This is a genomic window from Rhizobium sp. Leaf384, assembly GCF_001424065.1.
In the GTDB taxonomy this organism is placed as follows: Bacteria; Pseudomonadota; Alphaproteobacteria; order Rhizobiales; family Rhizobiaceae; genus Ferranicluibacter.
Genome location: NZ_LMQE01000005.1, coordinates 465,963 through 483,972, shown reverse-complemented (window position 1 = coordinate 483,972; position 18,010 = coordinate 465,963). Strand labels below are relative to the sequence as shown.

The 18,010-nt window shown below is 63.0% G+C and carries 15 protein-coding genes; all 15 read right to left on the bottom strand.

Features of this window, described 5'->3' with window-relative positions:
- Nucleotides 1–25: 25 nt before the first annotated feature.
- The 15 genes from iolD to ASG25_RS10490 all read right to left on the bottom strand — a co-directional run bounded on the left by iolD (nt 26) and on the right by ASG25_RS10490 (nt 17,903).
- A complete protein-coding gene (gene iolD / locus ASG25_RS10565) occupies nt 26–1,861 on the bottom strand; it encodes a 3D-(3,5/4)-trihydroxycyclohexane-1,2-dione acylhydrolase (decyclizing) (protein WP_062473239.1) in 1,836 nt (611 codons plus the stop codon).
- A gap of 1 nt (nt 1,862) precedes the next feature.
- Nucleotides 1,863–3,800 carry a 5-dehydro-2-deoxygluconokinase gene (gene iolC / locus ASG25_RS10560; protein ID WP_062473237.1) on the bottom strand — a complete coding sequence of 646 codons (1,938 nt, stop codon included), beginning with the start codon at nt 3,798–3,800 and terminating at the stop codon, nt 1,863–1,865.
- A gap of 77 nt (nt 3,801–3,877) precedes the next feature.
- Nucleotides 3,878–4,663 (bottom strand): TIM barrel protein, encoded by a 786-nt coding sequence (locus ASG25_RS10555; RefSeq protein WP_062473235.1) that lies wholly within the window; start codon nt 4,661–4,663, stop codon nt 3,878–3,880.
- An 8-nt stretch (nt 4,664–4,671) separates the two neighbouring features.
- A complete protein-coding gene (locus ASG25_RS10550; protein ID WP_062473229.1) occupies nt 4,672–5,682 on the bottom strand; it encodes a Gfo/Idh/MocA family oxidoreductase in 1,011 nt (336 codons plus the stop codon).
- Nucleotide 5,683: 1 nt separating this feature from the next.
- The gene (locus ASG25_RS10545; protein ID WP_062473227.1) at nt 5,684–6,586 is read right to left on the bottom strand and encodes a sugar phosphate isomerase/epimerase; all 903 of its coding nucleotides are present in this window, start codon (nt 6,584–6,586) and stop codon (nt 5,684–5,686) included.
- A gap of 27 nt (nt 6,587–6,613) precedes the next feature.
- The gene (locus tag ASG25_RS10540; RefSeq protein WP_062473225.1) at nt 6,614–7,552 is read right to left on the bottom strand and encodes a sugar ABC transporter substrate-binding protein; all 939 of its coding nucleotides are present in this window, start codon (nt 7,550–7,552) and stop codon (nt 6,614–6,616) included.
- 83 nt (nt 7,553–7,635) lie between these two features.
- Nucleotides 7,636–8,655, bottom strand: a complete 1,020-nt coding sequence (locus ASG25_RS10535) for an ABC transporter permease (protein ID WP_062473222.1) — start codon at nt 8,653–8,655, stop codon at nt 7,636–7,638.
- 28 nt (nt 8,656–8,683) lie between these two features.
- The gene (locus tag ASG25_RS10530) at nt 8,684–10,222 is read right to left on the bottom strand and encodes a sugar ABC transporter ATP-binding protein (protein WP_062473220.1); all 1,539 of its coding nucleotides are present in this window, start codon (nt 10,220–10,222) and stop codon (nt 8,684–8,686) included.
- Between the two features lie 65 nt (nt 10,223–10,287).
- Nucleotides 10,288–11,229 carry a sugar ABC transporter substrate-binding protein gene (locus ASG25_RS10525; protein WP_062473218.1) on the bottom strand — a complete coding sequence of 314 codons (942 nt, stop codon included), beginning with the start codon at nt 11,227–11,229 and terminating at the stop codon, nt 10,288–10,290.
- Nucleotides 11,230–11,477: 248 nt separating this feature from the next.
- A complete protein-coding gene (locus ASG25_RS10520) occupies nt 11,478–12,506 on the bottom strand; it encodes a LacI family DNA-binding transcriptional regulator (protein WP_062473216.1) in 1,029 nt (342 codons plus the stop codon).
- An 830-nt stretch (nt 12,507–13,336) separates the two neighbouring features.
- Nucleotides 13,337–13,606 carry a hypothetical protein gene (locus ASG25_RS10510; RefSeq protein WP_156379733.1) on the bottom strand — a complete coding sequence of 90 codons (270 nt, stop codon included), beginning with the start codon at nt 13,604–13,606 and terminating at the stop codon, nt 13,337–13,339.
- Nucleotides 13,607–14,036: 430 nt separating this feature from the next.
- Complete coding sequence (ssuD, locus tag ASG25_RS10505) at nt 14,037–15,206, bottom strand: FMNH2-dependent alkanesulfonate monooxygenase (RefSeq protein WP_062473210.1); 1,170 nt, start codon at nt 15,204–15,206, stop codon at nt 14,037–14,039.
- Entirely contained in the window at nt 15,203–15,994 is a 792-nt protein-coding gene (locus tag ASG25_RS10500; RefSeq protein ID WP_062473208.1) for an ABC transporter ATP-binding protein, read from the bottom strand. The genes ssuD and ASG25_RS10500 overlap by 4 nt, the downstream gene beginning before the upstream one ends.
- On the bottom strand, nt 15,994–16,923 hold the full coding sequence (locus ASG25_RS10495; RefSeq protein ID WP_244479376.1) for an ABC transporter permease: 930 nt from the start codon (nt 16,921–16,923) through the stop codon (nt 15,994–15,996). Before ASG25_RS10495 ends, ASG25_RS10500 begins: the two co-directional genes overlap by 1 nt.
- Nucleotides 16,923–17,903 carry an aliphatic sulfonate ABC transporter substrate-binding protein gene (locus tag ASG25_RS10490; RefSeq protein ID WP_062473206.1) on the bottom strand — a complete coding sequence of 327 codons (981 nt, stop codon included), beginning with the start codon at nt 17,901–17,903 and terminating at the stop codon, nt 16,923–16,925. Before ASG25_RS10490 ends, ASG25_RS10495 begins: the two co-directional genes overlap by 1 nt.
- Between the last annotated feature and the right edge of the window lie 107 nt (nt 17,904–18,010).

Below are 18,010 nucleotides of genomic sequence, written 5' to 3'. Positions count from 1 at the left end.
TCGTTCCTTCCGGCCTGTCGAAATCTCAGTTGATGCGCTGGCGCGCAGTGTTGGCCTCGTAGTGCGCGCGGGCGCGCGCGAGCTTCTCGGTATCGCCGACCGCGGGAACGGCGACATCCCACCAGGCGCCGCCGATGCCCGGACCGGTTTCCGCCTCGGTATCGATGACGATCACGGTTGGGATCTGGCGATCGCGCGCCAGAACGATCTCGCTTTCGAGGGCAGCGATGCCATCGACCTTGACCGCATGTGCGCCCATCGAGCCGGCATGCGCCACGAAGTCGATCTCGGGCTGCACCTCGATGTTGCTGTCCTTGTACATATTGTTGAACTCGGCACCGCCGCACTCCTGCTGGAGCCGGTTGATGCAGCCGTAACCACGGTTGTCGGTGAGAACGATGGTGAAGGGCACCCGCATCATGACGGCGGTTGCCAGTTCGGAATTCGCCATCATGTAGGAGCCGTCGCCGACGAAGCAGACGACCTCCTTGTCCGGCGCCGCCAGCTTGATACCAAAGGCGCCTGCGACCTCGTAGCCCATGCAGGAGAAGCCGTATTCCATGTGATAGCCGCCTGCGGCCGCCCGCCAGAGGATCTGCAGGGCGCCCGGCATGGTGCCGGCTGCGCACATGGCAACCGTCTGCGGCCCGGCAACCCGCTGCACCGCCCCGATGACCTGGGCATCGGACGGCAGGACATTGGCGCTCGCAGCCTCCGGTGCAGCCGTCACCTGATCCGTCGCCTTGAACCAGGCGTCACGCCCTGCGAAATCCGGATCGGCAAAGCGGTGCTCGCCGAGCCCCTTCGATATCCGCTCCAGCGCCACTTTCGCGTCGGAGACCAGCGGGATTGCACCATGCTTGGCCGCGTCGTAGCCGGTGAGGTTGATGGAGACGAGCTTGCGGTTTGCCTTGCCGAAGATGGTCCAGCTTCCCGTCGTGAAATCCTGGAAGCGCGTTCCGACGCCCAGGATCAGGTCGGCCTTCGCCGCGATCGCGTTGCCGCAATCCGTGCCCGTCACCCCCGGCGAACCGAAGTTGAGCTTCTCCTCCCAGTCGATCGCGCCCTTGCCGGCCTGCGTCTCGACGACGGGGATGTTGTGCTTTCGGGCAAATGCCAAGAGGTCAGCGTCGGCACCCGAATAGAGCACGCCGCCGCCGGCAACGAGCACGGGGTTCTCGGCCGCCTTCAGCGCCGCCACCACATCCTCGACCTCCCGCATGTCCGGCTCCGGCCGCCGGATGCGCCATGTCTTCGTGTCGAAGAAGGACAGCGGATAGTCGTAGGCCTCCGCCTGAACGTCCTGGCAGAAGGCGAGCGTGACGGGACCGCAGGTGGCCGGGTCCGTCATGACCTGGAGGGCCCGCGGCAGTGCGGTCAGAAGATGCTCGGGCCGGGTGATCCGGTCGAAATAGCGGCTGACCGGACGGAAGCAGTCGGTGACGCTCATCGTTCCGTCGTCGAAATCCTCGATCTGCTGGAGAACCGGATCCGGCCGGCGATTGGCAAAGACGTCGCCGGGAATGAAGAGGACCGGCAGGCGGTTCACATGGGCGAGCGCTGCGGCCGTCACGAGATTGGTCGAGCCGGGGCCGATGGACGAGGTTACCGCCATGGCTTTCCGGCGGCGCTTCGTCTTGGCATAGGCGATCGCCGCATGCGCCATCGTCTGCTCGTTCTGTCCGCGCCATGTCGGCAGCTTCGCACCGATCCCATGCAAGGCCTCGCCGATACCGGCGACGTTGCCATGGCCGAAGATCGCCCAGACGCCTTCGATGAAGCGGTCTCCCTCTTCGGTCATCTGCACGGAAAGCCAGCGGAACATGGCTTGCGCCGCGGTCAGTCGAACGGTGTCGATCATGTCAAAGTCCTCCCTGCGACGAAACCGCCGCATCATTGTCCTGCGCCACCGCCCGCGCCGTGTCCCAGAGGACGCAAAGGCGGCGATAGCGGGCCTGCATATCGGCAACGGCATCCGCATCTGTGGTCGCGCCTACAAGCCAGTCTCGGGCCGCCTGGCCAAAGATCGTTCGTCCCACGGCAAAGCCCTTCACCAGCGGGAAGCTGGCGGCAACCTTGAAGCTGGCCGCCAATTCGTCCTCCGGCGCATCAAGCCCGAGCACGACGATGCCGCGTGTATTCGGATCGTTGTCGGTGATGGCGGTGCAGGCATTCTCCCAGGCAACGCGGCTCGCCATCGGCTCCAGCTTCCACCAGTCGGGATGGACGCCGATCTCGTAGAAGCGGCGGATCAGCGTGGCGTTGGTGTCATCATTCACAGGGCTGACTTTCGACGGAATGATCTCCAGCAGAAACTCCAGCCGGTTGCGCCGTGCGGCCGCAAAAAGTCGCCTGACCGTCTCCTCCTGCGCATCCCTGAGGTCGGTCGCATCATCTGGATGGCAGAAGCACAGCACCTTCACGACATTGTCGAGCGGCCACTCGTCGAGGCCCCCGAAATCAGGGCCGAGTTCCGGCTCGAGGGTCAGCGGACGCGATCCCGGCCACTCCACCGGGCGACCGATCCAGAGGCCGGTGCCGGATGCGGCCTGCAGAGCGCGCTTGCCCAAGCGGCTGTCGCAGAGAATGCCGTATCCCGGCTGATTGTCCTGCACGCCGAGCGCCGCCTGAAGGCAAAGCGTCTTGAAGTGGCCGATCTTGTCGGGCGTTGCCCCCGGCATGGCTTCCAGCTGCATCCGGTGATCGAAGGCGAAGACGCGCATCGTCGACCAGTCCTGGTGCCGGTTCGTCGCCCAGTGGATCTGCTCAAGCTCAAGATCCTGACGCAGAGCCCTGGTCTTGACGCCGCGATCCAGGAAGAATGCGAGTTCTTCCAGCGAGGGATAGGCTGGCGTGCAGCCGTGGCGGCTGACGGCGAAGGCGCCGCAGGCATTGGCATATTGAAGGGCACGCGGCCATGCGGCATCCTCAAGCCAACCTTTGATGAGCCCGGACATGAACCCGTCGCCAGCACCCAACACGTTGAAGACCTCGATGGGGCAGCCGGGTCCGGTCTCTCCGTCATCGAGATGGTCGGGGATGTCGCCCGTGAAGGCGACGGCCCCTGCCGCACCGCGCTTGCAGACGAGCGTCGCGCGCGAGACGGCGCGCACCGCACGCAATGCAGCGAGGGTCTCCGTGGAGCCGCCCGCAATGTGGAACTCTTCTTCCGTTCCGACGATGAGGTCGAAGAGGTGCAGCGTCGATTGCAGCTTGGATGTGACGGCAGCACTTTCCACGAAGCGGCTTTCGCCGTCGCCATGGCCGGCAAGGCCCCAGAGATTGGGGCGGTAATCGATATCGAGCGCGGTCCGGGCCCTGTGCTTGCGGGCCAGTTCCAACGCTTTCAGAACGGCCTTTTCCGTATCGGGGTGGCTCAGATGCGTGCCGGTGGCAACGACGGAGCGCGCGCGGGCGATCAGGGCTTCGTCGATATCATCTTCGCAGAGGGCCATGTCGGCGCAGTTCTCGCGATAGAAGATCAGCGGGAATGTCTCCTCGTCGCGGATACCGAGAAGCACGAGCGCCGTCAGCCGCTCCGGATCGGTCGTCACACCCGTGACATCGACGCCTTCACGCGCAAGTTCCTCGCGAACGAAGCGCCCCATATGCTCGTTGCCGACGCGGGTGATCAGGGCGGACCGGAGGCCGAGCCGGGCGGTTCCTGCAGCCATATTGGTCGGCGAGCCGCCGATATATTTGCGGAACGACCCCATGTCCTCCAGGCGTCCCCCGATCTGGGCGCCGTAAAGATCGACGGATGATCGACCGATCGTGATGACATCCAGTGATTTGTTCATTTCATCCTCCGGCATGCGCCGTGGTTGCAGGACTGGACCATGCCTGCGCGGAAACGCAGACATGGAAATTCCAGGCATCAGAGCCGTGCCGACACGTAGGCGATGCTGTCGCGGACAGCCGTTTCCGGATCGTCAAGCGCGTGGACCTCTTCGGCGAAGGGCTCAAAGCTGAAGACCCCATCGAAACCGGCAGCAATCAACGCCTTGATCTGGGCCACGTTCTCCAGGCGGTCTGCGCCATCCACCAGCACGCGGTGCGCGTCGAGCATGTCGTCCACCGTCACCGCCGGATCGACCACGCCCGAAATGTGGACGAGACCCGTGCGGCTCGCAAAGAGCTCGGTTTCGCCGGCAAGGTGATGATGGAAGGTGTCATGAACCAGTCGGTAGACATTGCCGCCACCCGCCGCGTCGATGGCGCGCAACGCTTCCGCTTTCGTTCTCAGGGAGGAGATCGGGAACCCCAGAGGCTCGACCAGTCCCGTCAGGCCGCGCTCTTCAAGGATCGGCTTCATGGCGGAGAGGGACGCCACGAGATCATCGAACGAGACCTTTGTCCCGTCGTTCAGCGGGCACATGACAAGCGCCTTGGCGCCGCTCGCCGCAGCGTAATCCGCCAGAGCCATGGCCTTTGCCGGCAGATCACCCGACCAGACGTTGAAGGGGTAGAGCGCGTTGATCGAAAGGATCTCGACGCCGGCTTTTTCCGCCGCCGCCTTGACGTCTGCGGGGTCCAACGTGTGGACGACATCGGGGGTGTCGTTGCGGATTTCGACTTCCTTCAGGCCAAGCCGACGGGCGGTTGAGAAGAAATCGTCGAGCGAAAGTTTTGGAGCCGTGATGTGGTTGATGGCAAAACGCATGGGAGACCTCAGTTATACAGCGCCGGACGGGCGGGAAGATTGATGGCGATCGCGGCACCTTCGGCATCCTGCGCGCTGACGCAGGCATCCGATGTGATCGCGGCGACATAGCCGTCCCAGGAACTCGGGCCGGAGGCGGTGCCCTTCGCCGCTGCGTGGATGAAGTCCTGGAGCTCGACGTCGTAGCTGGCAATGAAACGGTCCTTCCAGTCGGTCAGGATTTCGCTCTGCTGGCGCGCACCGAGACGCATGGGAATGGCCATGGGGTCGGGCAAACTGGCGATCCCGTCCTCGCCGACGACCTGGCACTGGATGTCGTAGCCGTAGTGGCAGTTCACGAAGATCTCGACGTCGATGATCGTGCCCTTGGCAGTTTCCAGAATGACGATCTGGGGATCGCGGAGCTTGGCATGGCTGCGGGCGGAGGCCCGCGGAAAGAGGACACGAGCGGAGACATAGTCGTCGTCGAGCAGCCAGCGCAGCACGTCGATCTCGTGGATCATCGTGTCGTGGATCGCCATCGGGGTGACGTATTGCTCGGGAACGACGGGGTTCCGGTGGGCGGCATGAACCATGATCGGTGCACCGATCTGGCTGTCGACGACCTTCTTCAGGGCGACGTAGCCCGCATCGTAGCGACGCATGAAACCGACCTGCACCAAGCGTTTCCCATGAGCGACTTCCGCATCGACGATGCGCTTGCCGCCATCCGCCGTGGTCGCCAGCGGCTTCTCGCAGAAGCACGGCTTGCCGGCAGCGATGGCTGCGAGAACATATTGTTCGTGCGTCGCGCCCCAGGAGGTGACGAGGACGGCATCGACGTCCGGCGAGGCGATCAGCGCCTCGCCCGTGTCGAAAATGGCCGCATCCGGAGCGATGTCGGCCTTGACCGCTTCCGCCGAAGCCCGGTTGACGTCGCTCAGAGCGACGATCCTTGCGCCGCCGAGGACATGGTTGATGCGGCGCGCATGATCGCGCCCGATGGCGCCCGTGCCGATAACGCCAATTTTAACAGTCATTTCAGGCCTCGTTCCAGTATTTGGCGACGTAGCGCCGGGTTTCGTTGAGCATGAAGCGCGCGCTCTCATCGACGCGGTCTTCCCAGGCGAACACGCAGTTCGAAAGGACGCCGTCGAATTTCATGTCTGCGAGTGTCGCGAAGAACGTGTCGAAATCGATCTCGCCCTGCCCGATGTTGGTGTGCTGATGGACGCGCACCTTGGAACCCGGAGGGTTGACGATGTAGCGGAGCTCCGACGACTTGTTGTGGTCGTAGGTGTCGGCCAGCCGGACATGCACCAGATGCCCCTCCGTCGCGCGAAGATTGGCGACCATGTCCGGACCGTAGAAGAAGGTGTGCGGCGCGATGAACGATGCTTTGACGGACGGCGAGTTGATCGTCTTGATGATGTCGACGGCCGGCGCGATCTGCTCGATCCAGTCCTCCGGATGCGCTTCGAGCGACAGGACGAGGCCCTCTTTCTCGAGGAGGGGCACGAGGATATCCATGGCGCGGAAGAACTGGGCCTCGCAGGTTTCGGGACGATGCAGGCCCGAGCGGTCATTCAGGCTGCGGTCCGGCGATCCGCCGCGTCCGAACTCCGAGACGAGCATCGGACCATCCATATCGACCGCGATCTCGATGACGCGCTTCCAGTTGCCGATCGCGTTGTCCCACTCGTCCTGGTAAGGACTTGCCCAGCGATACATCGGCTGGAGCGTCGCAAGGCCGACACCGTGATCCTTCAGCGCCTTCTTGAAGCTGGCGACGCGCTCCGGATAGACCTTTGGCCTCGTCCACCAGGAGAGAAAATCCGGCCGCGGGGACAGTTCGACGTAATCGTAGCCGAGATCGGCGACCTTCCGGCAGGTGTCCTCCAGCGACAGGTGCCGGAACATGTGGGGGTCGAGGGTGTGTTTCATGGGGTGCTTCTCCGGGCCGCTGTCGTTTCACTTGTAGGTCGCCATGTTCTCAGGCGTGACGAGTTCGAAGGGCACCCACAGGGCCTTCTCGGTCGACTTGCCCGAGGCCATCGCGACGGCAGTCTCGACAGCGATTTCCCCCTGCTTGGTGGCATTCTGAAAGACCGTCAGGTCGAGATCGCCGGATGCCAGGGCCGCCAGGCCGTCCGGTGTGGCGTCGATCCCTGCAATCACGACGCTCTTCATGTCGATGCCGGCCGACTTCAGGGCCTGCGCGGCACCGATGGCCATCTCGTCGTTGTTGGCGATGACAGCATCGAACTGCGTGCCTGCGGTCAGCCAGGACGCGGTGAGATCCTGCGCCTGGGTCCGGTTCCAGTTGGCGGTCTGCTTCTCGACGATCTCGATCTTGCAGTCGGGCCGCGCGAACACGGCTTCGACATCCTTTGTCCGGGTCAAGGCGGCATGGTTCTCGAGAGGGCCCATCAGGATGACGGCCCGACCCTTGCCGCCCATCAACTTGCAGGCTGCGTCTGCTTCCATGGTCCCGGAATCAAGCTCGTTGGAGCCAACGAAGGCGGTGCCATCCGGAAGGCCGCTCTCAAGCTCGGCGGGTGGATGGTTGACGTAGACGAGCGGAATCTTGGCGGTACGCGCCGCCTGCGTGATCGCAGCTGTCGCATCTCCGTCAACCGCATTGACGATGATCGCGTCGACGCCGTTGGCGATGAAGTTCTCCACCTGGCTGAGCTGCTTGGACGGATCGAGCTGAGCGTCTTCGGTCAGAAGCTCAATCGTCGTGTCCTTCGCTGCGCCGGCGCGGATGCCGTTCAGCAGGATCGTCAGAAACGGATTGTCGAAGGACGTCATGGACACCGCAACCTTCGTCTCGGCGAATGCCGGCGCTGCCAGAAGGCCAGGCGTTAGAAAAAGGCAAAGTGCGGTCGTGATCAGGAGCTGTCTCATGGGAAGTCTCGCTAATTGATGGTCGATGGGTGGCGATGTTGGAGGACGGGAGGCATGTCTGCTTCCGAAGACGTCTCCTGGTTTCAGGCCTTCTTCACGCGCTTTCGCTGGCGATAGACGTCGGCCACGACGGCAGCGACGATGATGATGCCCTTGAGCATTTCTTGGTAATAGGCATCGAGCCGGAGGAACGTGAACCCCGAGATGATGACCCCGAAGATGACCATGCCGATCATGGTGCCGAGGATGGAGCCGCGACCGCCGGACAGGGAAACGCCGCCGATGACGGCCATGGCGATGGCATCGAGCTCATAGCTCGTCCCCATGCCAGCCTGGGCGGTGAGGCCGCGGGAAGCGACCACGATGCCGGCCAGCGCCGAGAGAAGTCCCGCGACCGCATAGACCTTGACCGTGTGACGCTCGACGTCGATGCCCGAGACGCGCGCTGCCTGCTTGTTTGCGCCGATGGCATAGGTGAACTTGCCGTAACGGGTGTAGCGCAGGACCACATGCATGATGGCGGCGACGATGAGAAAGATCAGGACCGGTGCGAGCCCCTTGCCGATCGCCGCAAAGCTGTCCGTGGGAAAGCTGATCGGCTGACCTTTGGTGTACCACTTCGCAAAGCCCCGTGCGGTGACCATCATACCGAGCGTCGCGATGAACGGCGGAATACGCGAGTAAGCGATGAGGAGCCCGTTGATCGCGCCGCAGATGACGCCGACCAGGAGCCCGGCAATCACGGGCACGATGACCGGAAGATCCGTCAGCCCTGGATAGAGCGCCCGCTCGAAGGTGCCGACCTGGGCCAGGCTCATGGAGATCATCGCCGTTGCCCCGACGATCGAGCCGGAACTGAGGTCGATGCCGTCGGAGATGATGACCTGCGTGACACCGATCGCGATGATGCCGATCACCGACACCTGCAGGATCATGATCGAAAGTCTTTGCGTATTGCCGAGGAAGCTCTGCCCCTGCAGCATCCAGCCGAGAATCTCGAACGTCAGCGAAATCCCGACAAGCACGAGAAGGATCGTCAGCTCGGGCGGAACGCGCCGCCGCGTCTGCTGCAGCTTGGGAACCGGTTGCGTGATGGTGTTCATGTTCGCTGTCTCCTCCCACGATGCACGACTAGCGCGCAGCGAGGTCCATGATCTTGACTTGAGTGGCTTCGGCGCGGTCGAGCACGCCGGACACGCGACCTTCATGCATGACGACGATGCGATCGCTCATACCCAGCACCTCCGGCAGTTCCGACGAAATCATCAGCACCGCGACCCCCTCCGCCGCGAGACCGGTAATGAGCCGATGGATTTCCGACTTTGCCCCGACATCGATGCCGCGCGTCGGTTCGTCGAGGATGAGGATGCGCGGCTTGGTCAGGAGCCAGCGGGCGATCAGCAGCTTCTGCTGGTTACCGCCCGAGAGGTTCTCGACAGTCTCGTAAAGGTTCGGTGTCTTCACCCTCAACTGGCGCGCCATGTCCTCGGCAAGCTTGGTGACGGCGGATTGATCGACGAAACCGCCCTTGACGTGCGAACGTGTGATCAGCGCCGACTGAATATTCTCCAGGCAGTTGAGGCTCAGGAAGCAGCCCGTCTCCTTGCGATCTTCGGTCAGGAAGGCAAAGCCCTGCGCCATGGCAGCGCTCGGGCTGCCGATCGTCACGGGCGTTCCGTCGACAAGGATCTCGCCGGATGTGGCCGGCGTCACCCCGAAGATCGCTTCGGCGACATTCGAACGCTTCGACCCCACGAGCCCTGCCAGTCCCAGGATTTCGCCGCGCCGGAGCGAGAACGAGATGTCGTGGAACACCCCGGGAATCGTCAGATTGCGAACCTCGAGGATGACCTCGCCGATCGGGCACTCGATCTTCGGGAACATGTCGGTGATATCGCGCCCGACCATCATGCGGATGATGTCGTCGCGGTTGACGTCCTTCGACAAATGAGAGCCGACATACTTGCCGTCGCGAAACACCGTGAACTCGTCGGCGATCTCGAAAAGCTCGTTCATCTTGTGGGTAATGTAGACAATACCGATCCCGCGCTCGCGTAAGTCACGGATGATCGAGAAAAGGCCTTCGACCTCGCGATCCGTCAGAGCCGATGTCGGTTCGTCCATGATGAGGATGGAGCTGTCATAACTCACGGCACGAGCGATCTCGACCATCTGCTTCTGGGCGACGGTGAGCTCTGACACCTGGGCGCGCGGATCGAGCTTGATGCGGAGGCGGGCAAAGAGTTCGGCGGTCATCTCGGCCATACGGCCATGATCGATCAGACCGAAGCGGTTTTTCGGCTCACGCCGGATCCAGATGTTTTCGGCGACCGTCATCCAGTTCATCAGGGCCAGCTCTTGATGGATCATCGCGATGCCCTGTTCGAGCGCATCGAGCGGCGATTTCAACGTGACGACCTCGCCGCGCAAACGGATTTCGCCGGCATCGGGCTGATAGATCCCGGCGATGATCTTCATCAACGTCGATTTGCCGGCGCCGTTTTCCCCCATAAGGGCGTGAACCGTGCCGCGTCGAACGCGCAACTGGACATCATCGAGCGCGACGACGCCCGGAAACTCTTTGCGGATGCCCGTGATGGCGAGAAGACCATGGCGTTCCGTGTCTTCGATGACGCGCTTGATCGCTTCGGCAGTGCGGGGACTGACCATGTAGAAACCCTCCAGGATGGGGTCGGGGAAGGCGATGCCGCCTGCCCCTTTCGTCGCCGAGAGGATCAGTTCTTGGCCTGATAATCCTTGAGGTTCGACGGCGTGACGAGCTCGAAGGGGACGTAGCCCTTCTTCTCGACCGTCTCGCCGCTTGCCAGCTTCATCGCGGCATCCACCGCACCGCGACCCTGCCCGGCAGCGTTTTGGAAGACCGACACATCGAGGTCGCCTGCGGCCATGGAGGCTAAGGCGTCCTGGGTCGCATCAATCCCGGCGACAATGACATCGTCCATCGCGCGGCCTGAGGACTTCAGGGACTGAAGGGCACCGATGGCCATCTCGTCATTGTTGGCGATCACGGCATCGAACTGGACGCCGGCCGACAACCAGTTCGTCATCAGGTCGGCGCCTTGCGTGCGCGACCAGTTGGCGGTCTGTTCTTCAACGATCTTGATGAAGCTGCAATCGGGCGTCGCGAGAACGTCCTTGATGTCTTGCGTGCGCATGCGCGCCGCTTGGTTCGAGAGTTCGCCCATCATGACGACGGCTTTTGCCTCGGTCTTACCAGCAGCCTTCAGCCTGCGGCAGACTTCCTTGGTCTGGAGCGTGCCGGACTCCTTCTCGTCGGAGGCGACGAATGCCTGCTTCTCTGGGAGAGTGTCGACGTTCACAGGCTGGCGGTTGACGTAGACGAGCGGAATGCCGGCAGCAGCCGCAGCCTGGGACAGTGCGACAGTCGCATCGGTATCGACAGGGTTGACGATGATCGCATCGACGCCGGATGCCACGAAGTTCTGCACCTGGCTCAGCTGCTTGCCGACATCGTTCTGCGCATCTTCGATCTGCAGCGTAACGTCCTTCAGCCCCTTTGAATAGTCCGTCATGCCGTTACGGAGAACTGTCAGGAAGTTGTCGTCGAAAAGCGCCATCGAGACGCCGATGGTCTGAGCCGAGGCCGTCGTTGCGAGCATTGTTGCGAGCGCTGTCGCCAGGAAATATTTCTTCATCAGGTTCTCCTCCACTTTATTCGTTTTGCCGCCGTTACGCGGCTGTTTATAGGACACGCGTGTCCGGTGCCGCTGGCAGACCAGTGGCGGGAAACAAGGATCTTGTTGCGTAAGCGGTGAGCTCCTACCTCGTCACCGCAGGGGGACAATTCCGCAGTCGGCCCGGCGGGTCAACACGTCATGAGAGGGTTCAACTGTCATTCCTGATAGAAACGCTCGCGCACGGCTGACGTTTTTCTATCATTCCGTCACAGACTCTCAGGAACCCAGAGAAGCGCTGGAAAGAACCGCTGCCCGGGGCTTTCGGCCATGCCGTGCTCGATCGTATGTACCATCGTTGCAATCAGGTCGGAACAGAGTTCGACCAGAGGCGTCTGAAAAACGCCCGAGATCCGGCGTTCGAGCAGAGCCTGCCGCGACTCCGGCGTCAGTTCGTTGACGAGGCAGGCGATCTCCTCGGAGCGCTGGCTCTCCTTCAGCGCTTCGATGGCGCCCTCCATGCCGCCGCCCATGCAATAGACGCCGACGAGATCGGGATGGTGCGACAACGTTTCCATGAGGAGCTCATAGGTCAGCCGCCGGGTTTCCAGATTGATATGGGCATCGAGAACCTGAAATTGCGGCGCGAACTCGCGCATGTAGGCGCGAAAACCCATTTCGCGAAGCGAGTGTCCATGAAATCGGTGGCCGCCGAGAAACAGGACGACTTTTCCCGGCGAGGACGAGAGCTTGGAGATCATCCAAGCCGCACTGCGGCCGACCTTCATATTGTTGGTCCCGAGATAGGCCTCGCGCACTCCCTGCGCCAGATCGGTCAACAGCGCGAATGTCGGGATGCCCTTGGCCTTGAGCGTCGAGACAGCAGCCGTCACGTCGTAGTGATCCGGCCCAGTCACAGCGAGAGCCGAGACCTTGCCAGCCATGCCGTGCATCAACTCCGACAGCTCGCTTGGCTCGCCCGAAACAGCATAGCTGATCGTCAAGCTGATATGACGATCCTTCACGGCTGCTGCCGCCACGTTCAGCTGTGCCGCAAATGCTTGATAGAACGGTTGCCGCTCCTTCCGCAGGATGATGCCGAACCGATAGGACGGCAGATCGGCCATCATGCGCTGACGGATAATCTTGGCACCGTGAAAGCCCAACGTCTCGGCCGCTTTATAGACCTTCCGAGAGGTCTCTTCCCGGACAGGGAGACGACCGTTCAAAACGCGGTCGACCGTCGCGATGCTCAATCCGGCGGCCTTTGCGACATCGGCGATGGTGGGACGTTTCATAAGACATCTCGAATGATCGAACCTTTACAGAATGACATTATAACCGCCATCGATCCAATCATTGTTGATGTCTCACCCTATTCTCATTTGTTAGCTCGGAGCGCAGCGATATGGGGCTACCTACGCCCTGATGGGATGTGAAACACGGCACGCGTCGCGACTGAAAATTATTTCCGCGGAGCACATACTCTTGGCTCCAACGCCTTGAACGGATTCGGACTAGCGACCGTATCGGCATTGGTGAGCTATGAAACTGCTCACGAGTTACGCAAGAACAACAATTGCTAATCCGCGCATGCGCTGAGGATCCCGGCGAGCGACCAGCCAGGTTTCGATCGTTCCGGCTGCGGCAAAAGCCTGCTGCACGATTTGGGGCGCTAGATCGATGTCGGGCAGGCTGCCGAGGCCAAGCGGGCCCGTGGCGAAGAGCCCCGCGCCATGTCCGCTACGTCCGTCGTCCGGCCCGCCGTATCGACGGCGATGCTGAGATCGAGTTCGTCGCGAGCCAGCAGACCATCGCGCATGGGACCGCGCATCAGCGGAAAATCGACCGCGGCCGGTCGCAGACGACAATCGATCAACGCCTTTACCGTCAAAACCTCGATGCCGGCGGGCGTGGAGAGCAGACACCCTGGGGAACGATCTGCTCGGCGCGGGCCTTGCGTACCGTGATCGCGTCGACCGCTATGACGCGCCGCAGGGCCTATATTGCTTAAGCGGCAGGCGACTGCGGTGGCTGTCGTCGATCGGCTTCACATGGCGCTTGAACGGGCGGCGCTCCCTGACGCTGAGGCCCCGCCAGAGCCCGTAGGCGTGGGTGCGGACATCGTTCATGATGTCGTGCTGGCCTCGCCGGCGTGCCGAGCCGCCTCGCGCAGATGGCGGAAGGCGCCGCCCAGCGTCCTCGGAAAGGGACGGTCGATCGTGGTCGTAGACACCGCTCCGACGCCCTGCGGTGCGTGGGGTTGCGGCGGGAAGCCGGAGGCCGACACCAGGGTGACGTATGAGGCCGAGCCGCTGGAGAGCGGATAGAGGGCGTGATCCGCATGCACGCTACCGCCGAGGACAGCCACGTGCTCCGGCTTTCCTGTGGGCGGCACAGTGGCCGCCGGGCGCAGACTGTAACCTGTCGCCAGAAACACCGCGTCGAAGACGACCGCATCGTCGTCGGCTCACCCGAGCGGAGCCGTACGAGCCCATCTGCGTTTCGCTGCACGACCGTCGCGACATCCTGGCGCAACTGGACGAGCACATCGGTTCGCGCCCGAAGGCAGGGTCATCGCCCACGACGGCGATCGTCGCCGTGGGCGGAAGCGATCGCAACAATTTCACGCTGACAGCAATGGCCAAAATCCGGACCCGACGACCGCAACATCATACTTCAAACCATACTCCATGCTGCTCATGCGGCATCGCAGGGACAGACCAAGCCGTCGTCGCCAAGGCAAGTTGGCGACCCGATGATGCTGTCGGCCGAGACCGTGAAACCCCAGTACCAGTCCAACCCAGGCGGAGGGCGCAGTAGGGCCATCAGGACTGGCTGACTTTCAGCGTGGGACGATGGTCGCCGGCGATCGTCTCTCCGAAAGGCCCCGTATTGATGGACGCCTCGCGGGCCTTGACGGGATGGGCCAGCGGCAGGTTCGGCAGAACCAGTTCACCGAAACGATAGGCTTCTTCAAGATGCGGATAGCCCGACATGATGAACGTATCGATGCCGATCTCGCGATATTCCTCCATCCGTGCCTTTACCTGGTCCGGATCGCCGACTAGGGCCGTGCCGGCGCCGCCGCGCACCAGCCCCACGCCGGCCCAAAGATTGGGGCTGACCTCCAGCTTGTCGCGCCGTCCGCCATGCAGGCGGCTCATGCGGCTCTGGCCGACCGAGTCCATGCGCTCGAACACTTTTTGCGCCGCGGCGATCGTATCGTCGTCGAGATATTGAATGAGCTCGTCCGCCGCCAGCCAGGCCGCTTCAGCCGTCTCGCGCACGATGACGTGCAGGCGGATGCCGAAGGTCACCTCGCGGCCCTCACGATCGGCGAGCGCCCGAACCTCGGCGATCTTCTTGGCGACGTCCTCCGGCGGCTCGCCCCAGGTCAGGTACTTGTCGATGGTGCGGGCCGCGACTTCCTGGCCGATGCCGGAGGAGCCGCCGAAATAGAGTGGCGGATGCGGCGTCTGGTAGGACGGGAACAGGACGCGTCCGTCCTCGATGTCGAAATGCTTGCCCTTGTGATTGACCGTTTCGCCTTGCAGCAGGGCCTTGTAGATGTGGAGGAATTCCTCGGTCACCTCGTAGCGCTCGGCATGCGCGAAGTGGATGCCGTCGCCCTTGTTCTCGATCGGATCGCCGCCTGTGACGACATTGATCAGCACGCGGCCTTCCGAAATCCGGTCGAGCGTCGCCGTCATGCGCGCGGCCAGCGTCGGCGACAGCAGGCCGGGACGCACGGCGATCAGGTATTTCAGCTTCTCCGTCAGTGGGGCCAGCGCGGACGCGACCACCCAGCTGTCCTCGCAGCTCTTTCCCGTGGGGATGAGCACGCCGTAATAGCCGAGCGAATCCGCTGCCTGCGCGACCTGCTGGAGATAGGCCAGATCGACATTACGGCCGCCGATGGTGGTGCCGAGATAGCGGCTGTCGCCATGGGTCGGCAGGAACCATAGGACGTTGATCTTTTCGGGCGCGGAAGTCATGGCGATGTCTCCAGAACGGATGGATGCTGAGCCCAGACCGTGCGGATATCCGCAGGTGCCGGGACGGAAAGGGATTGGTGAAGCGCGCTGCGCACCCTGGCGCGCGCCTGGTCGAAGGCAACACCGCTCCGCCGGTGCGGATAGGCGATTTTGATGTTGTCGAGGATTCGGCCGGGCCACGGCTTTAAGACGATGACGCGATGGGCAAGCGCCACGGCTTCATCGATGTCGTGGGTCACGAGGATCATCGTTGCCCGGGTTTGCGCCCAGATATCGAGGAGATGCTGCTGCAGCGTCTCCCGCGTCAGGGCGTCGAGTGCGGAGAACGGCTCGTCGAGCAACAGCACCTCCGGCCGGGTCACCAGCGCTCGGGCGATGGCGACGCGCTGGGCCTGCCCGCCCGACAGTGCCTTCGGCAGCCGGTCGCCATAGGCCTCGAGTTTGACGCGACAGAGCGCCTCCTCGATCCGCGCGGCCTGCTCCGCGCGCGGCATATGCGCGAGCCCGAAGCCGACATTGTCCCGGACACTGAGCCAGGGTAGGAGACGCGGCTCCTGGAAGATGAGGTTGATCAGCGGATGCGGCTCGTGAACCGCCTCTCCATGGATGCTGACTGTGCCGCTGGTCGGCGCATCCAGCCCGCTGATCAGCCGCAGAAGCGTGCTCTTGCCGGAGCCCGAGCCACCGATGATAGCCACGATCTCGCCGGGTGGTGCATCTAGCGTGAAGCCGGCCAGTGCCTGCACGCCACCGGCATAGGTCTTGCCGAGTCCTTTCAGCGCCAGCATCACAACCCTCCCCGGCTGAAATTGTCCTGCCAGGCGACGAGCGGCGCGGTGGCCTGCACCAGAATGGCGTCCGACAGCTTGCCGATCACCGCGAAGATCAGGATCGCCGCCATGATCTGGTCGGGCTTGCCCAGTTGCTGGCCGTCCACGAGCAGATAGCCGAGACCTTCGGAGGCACCCATAAACTCCGCGGCAACGACGAACATCCATCCGAGCCCGAGGCCCGCCCGCAGCGACACGATGAAGGCCGGCAGCACAGCCGGAAAGAGGATACGTCGCACGAGATCGAAACCGCTCAGGCGAAAGATCCGGCCGACCTCGACGATCTTGCGATCGACCGACAGCAGGGCCGTGGACACGCCGAGATAGACCGGGAAGAAGACGCCCGTCGCGATCAGCACCACCTTGGAGGTCTCGAAGATGCCGAACCAGAGAATGAACAGCGGCACCCAGGCGATCGAGGGAATGGCCCGCAACGCCTGAAGCGTCGGATCGACGACCGCATGCGCGACGCGGAAATAGCCGGTCAGGCTGCCGGCCAGCGCACCGGCGGCAGCGCCTGCGAGAAAGCCGAGCAGCACGCGCAGACAGGTTGAGACGATGTGATCGACAAGCTGCCCGGCCGTCCAGAGATCAACCAGCGTGGTGAGAATGCGCGACGGCGGCGGCACGAGCCTTCCGCTTGCAAAACCGCTGTCGACGGCGATCTCCCAGAGGAGAAAGGCACCGACCGGCAGAGCGACAGCCGTAGCGAAGCGGATCAGCACGCCGCCCCACCGACCACTCGAAAGACCGGCAGGCCGATCCGGCCGAGCCGGCGCATCCGATCCGGCTGCTGCCCGTGACGGCCCGTCGATGGCGCCCGATGCGACATCCGACACGGACCCTGCCTTAAGCGCATTTCCGGCCTTGAGCGCGTTCATCGTCATTACTGGATCAAATCCTGACTGAAGCTCGGATCGATCAGATCGGCCACCGTCTTGACGATGTCGGCATCGGGGGCAAGAACGCCTGCTTCCTGAAGCGCCAGCCCTGCCTTGGTGATGGTCTCCGCCTGGACGTCGCCGATGCGGGAGGTCGATAGATCCGTGCGCTCCAACTGACGATCGATGACGGCGTCGGGCAGTTTCGCCGCTTCGATCAACGCCGCCTTCAGCGCGGCCGGATCGGCCAGCGCCTGCTTGCGCGCCTGTTCATAGGTTGCAAGAACCCGTTTCACGATATCCGGATGCTCGGCGGCAAACGTTTCGGTGGTGTTCAGCACGCCCCAGCTGTTGTTCTCCGGCTTGCGATAGAAGAGCTTTGCGCCCTCCTCCACTTCGGCTGCGGCCATCAACGGATCGAGACCCGCCCAGGCATCGACATCGCCGCGGCTGAGCGCGAGCCGCCCATCGGCATGCTGCAGGAGCACAAACGTCACGTCTTTCGAGGTCAGTCCGGCATCGGCGAGCGCCCGCACGAGAAACACATGCGGATCGGTGCCCCGCGTGACGGCGACCGTCTTGCCCTTGAGATCGGCAACGGTCTTGATCGGTGAATCCTTGCCCGTCACCAGCGCGGTCCATTCCGGTCGCGAATAGACATAGATGGATTTGACGGGATTGCCGTTGACGCGGGCGATCAGCGCCGCCGCACCGGCCGTCGATCCGAAATCGATCGACCCGGCGTTCAGATATTCCAGCGCCTTGTTGGAGCCGGCCGACTGCACCCAGCGGATGCTGATCCCGTGCTTCTCGAACGCCTTTTCGAGCAGCCCTTCCTTTTTGAGGAGAAGGCTGACCGGGTTGTAGGTCGCCCAGTCGATGCGGATCTCCGTCACATCGGCCGCACGTGCGCCGGTGATGGCCGCGGCAAGCGCCACGCCTGTTGCAAGGCCGAAGGCCAGAAGTTTTCGCGCGATCATCGCCATACCGTCACCCGTCCTCTTCAAGTCAGCCCTACGCCGGGAAGGGTGGAAGGTAGAAATTACGCTCGTCGCAAAGAAGGAATGGCTTTCCATAATCCACTAAATCCGTA